Source organism: Aquibium carbonis, from assembly GCF_003970795.1.
Taxonomy (GTDB): Bacteria; Pseudomonadota; Alphaproteobacteria; order Rhizobiales; family Rhizobiaceae; genus Aquibium; species Aquibium carbonis.
Genome location: NZ_RWKW01000165.1, coordinates 1 through 4,081 on the forward strand (window position 1 = coordinate 1; position 4,081 = coordinate 4,081).

The 4,081-nt window shown below is 69.4% G+C and carries 4 protein-coding genes; 3 read left to right on the plus strand and 1 reads right to left on the minus strand.

From position 1 onward, the window contains the following. On the plus strand, positions 1–323 hold a 323-nt coding region (locus EJC49_RS25890), incomplete at its 5' end, for a hypothetical protein (RefSeq protein WP_170314866.1). A gap of 130 nt (positions 324–453) precedes the next feature. On the opposite strand, the gene EJC49_RS25165 is transcribed toward EJC49_RS25890, so the two are convergent. Next, on the minus strand, positions 454–1,551 hold the full coding sequence (locus EJC49_RS25165; protein WP_126702671.1) for a hypothetical protein: 1,098 nt from the start codon (positions 1,549–1,551) through the stop codon (positions 454–456). A 194-nt stretch (positions 1,552–1,745) separates the two neighbouring features. Between EJC49_RS25165 and EJC49_RS25170 the strand changes: the two genes are divergently transcribed. Both EJC49_RS25170 and EJC49_RS25175 read left to right on the plus strand, forming a co-directional pair. Then, positions 1,746–3,374: a 3-(methylthio)propionyl-CoA ligase gene (locus EJC49_RS25170; protein WP_126702672.1), complete on the plus strand. Its 1,629-nt coding sequence runs from the start codon at positions 1,746–1,748 to the stop codon at positions 3,372–3,374. Between the two features lie 78 nt (positions 3,375–3,452). Further along, positions 3,453–4,081: hypothetical protein (locus EJC49_RS25175; RefSeq protein ID WP_126702673.1), on the plus strand; the 629-nt coding region annotated here is incomplete at its 3' end.

Consider the following 4,081-nt stretch of genomic DNA (forward strand, 5'->3'; position numbering starts at 1 on the left):
CCCGCCTGCGCAAGGCCGCCGCGACCGGCAAGCTCGGCCTGTCGCGGCAGTCCGCCGCCGCCGCGCGCGCGGCGGGCCTGGGGATCCACGATCCGGCCGATCCGCTGCGGCTTCTGCCCTACGAGTTGCGGATGCTCGGCGACCGCAAGGCGCCGTCGCGATGGGTGATCGATCTTGCCGCGCCCGAGGACGACCCGACGCTGCTGCCGCCGGAGGGCTATCCGATGGTACCCAATCCCGAGGACCGGCTGTTCATCCCGGCCGAATACGTGCCGCTGTTCGTGCAGAAAGGCTGGCAGCCAGCGCGGCTGGTGCGCTTCTGAGGACAGTTCGGGGCGACCGGTGAGAGCCGGCCGGACGAGAGACGCCCAGACGGCCCTTTGCAGGCACGTGAAGCAGACCGGACGGCCCTCGCGGGCCGTGGGAGCAGCCCGGGACGGCCCTTGCGGGCCGTCAGGCCGCCGAGCGGGTCGGCAGGCTCTTCAGGTGGGCCAGGAGCCCGCCATAGGAAACCGCCATGCCGGCGAAGGGATTGTCGCTCGCCCGCGCGTCCTCCATCCGGACGGAGCGCCCGTCCTCCTGCAAGAGCACGAGCACGGTGACCGGCTTTTCGGTGCCGGGAAGGTTGACCGCCGCGACCCGCTTGCAATCCGGCACCGTGTGAACGGGCATCTGGAACAGGAAGCGCGCCTCGGCCCTGTCCGCCGCGCCGCGCACGGCGGCCTCGAAGCCCTTTTCCTGGATGTCCTGCGCCTCGAGCGCGGCTTCGAAGGACATGGCCTCGAGCGGCGCCTCCGGGCCGGCGGCGCGCGTTTCGTCCATCGCCTCGGCGGTCATGGCGGCGGCCTCGGCGATCGCCTCGACGGCTGCAACGACGCTCGCATCGGTGACGGCCGGGACGTCGAATTCGGCCGGCGCGGCGATGCTCGCCTCGACAGGCGCGGCGGCAGCCGGCAACGTCTCGAGCAGGGGCTGGTCTGCGGGCGTGCTCGGCGACGGCGCGGCAAGAGCCGGTGCCGCGACGTCGATCTCCGCGACTTCGACGTCCGGGAGCCCGGCCGCCATGGGGGCCGTTTCCTCGACCACGACGACCGCCGTGGTGGTCGTGACCGAGATCGCCTCGATCGACACGGTCGCCTCGACCGTTTCCGGCGCTGAAGCGGCCACGTCGTCGCTGCCGGCCTCGGGCGCGGACAGGGCGATCGCCTCGCCTGTGGCCTGGACGGTGGCGACCGCCACCGTCGTTTCAATGATCGTCGCGGCATCGTCCGGCTGTTCGCCATCCGGCGTGCCGGCGGGCCTGGCCTCCGCGACGAGGCCGTCGAGATCGCCGAGATCGCCGAGATCGATCGCGTCGAGGTCCGGCGCGAGCAGGCTCGCCAGCTCGGCCTCGAAATCGTCGCTCAAGCCGAGAAGGGAACCGTCGTCGTCTTCACCCGGCATGCCGGATGCGGGCGGCTCGTTCGAGACCATCTCGTCGGTTACGCGCGCGTCATCGTCGATCATGACGGATTCAGGCTGGTTGAAATCGTCCTGGGGGCGCGAGTCCATGCGGGATTCTCCGTCTTGTTTGTCACCGCCACCCCGACGGGCCGGAACTTCGGTGGCGAGCATGGCCTTAGTATGGCGGTGAGCGGCATCGAATCAGTCAGCGAATTGCACCCTTTGACGCATAGCGCTATTGGACAAGCCGAAAGCCGTAAAGGCTATAGTTCGAGATGCAACAATCTTCGGGAGGAACATACATGCTCGGTCTCATGCAGCAGTGGCCGCTGCTCAACCACAAGATCATCGACAGCGCGGCACGGCAGCACGGAGCGCGAGAAATCGTTTCCCGCTCCGTCGAAGGGCCGATCGTGCGCACGACCTATGCCGAGGCCCGCGCCCGCGCGCTCAAGGTCGCGCAGCGCCTCGCCCGCGACGGGCTCAAGCGCGGCGACCGCATCGGCACGCTGGCCTGGAACACGGCGCGCCACCTGGAGGCCTGGTACGGCATCATGGGCATGGGCGGCGTCTACCACACGCTGAACCCGCGCCTGTTTCCCGAGCAGATCGCCTGGATCATGAACCATGCCGAGGATCGTGCGCTCTTCGTCGACCTCACCTTCATGCCGCTGGTGGAGAAGATCGCGCCGCTGGTGAAGAGCCTCGAGAAGGTGATCGTGCTGACCGACGCCGCGCACATGCCCGAAAGCAAGCTGCCCAACGTGGTGGCGTTCGAGGACTGGCTGGCCGAGGCAGACGGCGATTTCGCCTGGCTGGAGATGGACGAGAACGAGGCGTGCGGCATGTGCTACACGTCCGGCACCACGGGCGACCCCAAGGGCGTGGTCTATTCGCACCGGTCCAACGTGCTGCACGCCATGATCGCCTGCATGCCCGATTCGATGGGCATCTCGTCGCGCGACGTGATCCTGCCGGTGGTGCCGATGTTCCACGCCAATGCCTGGGGCCTCGCCCAGTCGGCGCCGATGATCGGCGCCAAGCTGGTGATGCCGGGCGGCAAGATGGACGGCGCCTCGATCTACGAACTGCTGGACACCGAGAAGGTGACCTTCTCGGCCGCGGTGCCGACGGTGTGGCTGATGCTGCTGCAGCACCTGGAGCAGAACGGCCTGACGCTGCCGCACCTGAGCAAGGTGGTCATCGGCGGCTCGGCCTGCCCGCGCGCCATGACGGAAAAGTTCGAGAAGAACTACGGCGTGCAGGTCATCCACGCCTGGGGCATGACCGAGATGAGCCCGCTCGGCACGCTCGCCACGATCAAGCCGAACTATGCCGACCTGGAAGGCGACGCGCTCCTGGACATCAAGCAGACCCAGGGCTACGCGCCCTTCGGCGTCGAGATGAAGGTGACCGACGACGAGAACCGCGAACTGCCGTGGGACGGCAAGACCTTCGGCCGGCTCAAGGTGCGCGGCCCGGCGGTCGCGTCGTCCTATTTCGGCGGTGCGGGCAAGGAGCAGTTCGACGCCGACGGCTGGTTCGACACGGGCGACGTCGCCCACATCAACGCCAATGGCTACATGCAGATCACCGACCGGGCCAAGGACGTCATCAAGTCGGGCGGGGAATGGATCTCGACCATCGACCTGGAGAACCTCGCCGTGGGCCATCCCGACATCGCCGAGGCGGCGGTGATCGGCGTGGCGCATCCGAAGTGGGACGAGCGGCCGCTTCTCGTGGTGGTGCGCAAGCCGGGCAAGGAGCCGACCAGGGAGGCCATCCTCGGCTTCATGGAAGGCAAGGTGGCCAAGTGGTGGATGCCGGACGACGTCGTCTTCGTCGACGAGATCCCGCATACCGCGACGGGCAAGATCCAGAAGACCACGCTTCGCGACCAGTTCCGCGACTACCATCTGCCGACGGCCTGACGGGATGCGTGCCCCGCGCCTTCTCCGGCCCGTCTCGTCTCGCGCGGCGATCCGTCTCCGCCGGGGCACGGGCCAGGCATGAAGGCGGCGATCGAAAGGCGCTGGTCGCGCGCGTCCCTGCGATCGGCCGGCCTGGCCTATTTCGCGACGGTCCTGCTCCTGATCGCGGGGCTGTCGCATCGCTATGGCCTGCTGGAGACGGTGCCGTTCCTGGGGGTGCTGCTGATCGTGGCCCTTCTGGCGGCGGCCGGCATCGGCCTGGCCTGCGCCGGTTTCGTGGACCTGTGGGAGCGCGGCGACCGGGGCGGGCGGCGCGCGCTCGCCTCGGGCATCGTCTGCTGCCTCCTCCTCGCCCCCTATGCGCTGAGCGCCTGGCGCGTGCTCGACCATCCCGGGCTGGTGGACGTGGCGACCGACCTCGACGATCCGCCGGCGTTTCGCACGCTGGCCGCGCAGCGCCCGGCCTTCGCCAACCAGATCGCGCCCATCGACGCGAGCCGGGCGCAGATGATCCGGACCGGCTATCCGGGACTGACCGGCCGGCGCTATGCCGTCTCGCCGGACCAGGTGATGGAGCAGGCGCTGGCGCTGGTGGCCGATCGCGGGTGGACGGTCGTCGCCCGGCACGGGATCGTGGCGCCGCCGCCCGATCCGGCCGTCGAGGGGGAGGAGGAGGCAGCGCCGGCGCCGCCGCCGATCCCCGCGCC

What these genes read in the sequence shown, in the direction of transcription:
- EJC49_RS25165 (WP_126702671.1), bottom strand. Translation starts at nt 1,551, where the DNA reads ATGGACTCGCGCCCCCAGGACGATTTCAACCAGCCTGAATCCGTCATG.
- EJC49_RS25170 (WP_126702672.1), top strand. Translation starts at nt 1,746, where the DNA reads ATGCTCGGTCTCATGCAGCAGTGGCCGCTGCTCAACCACAAGATCATC.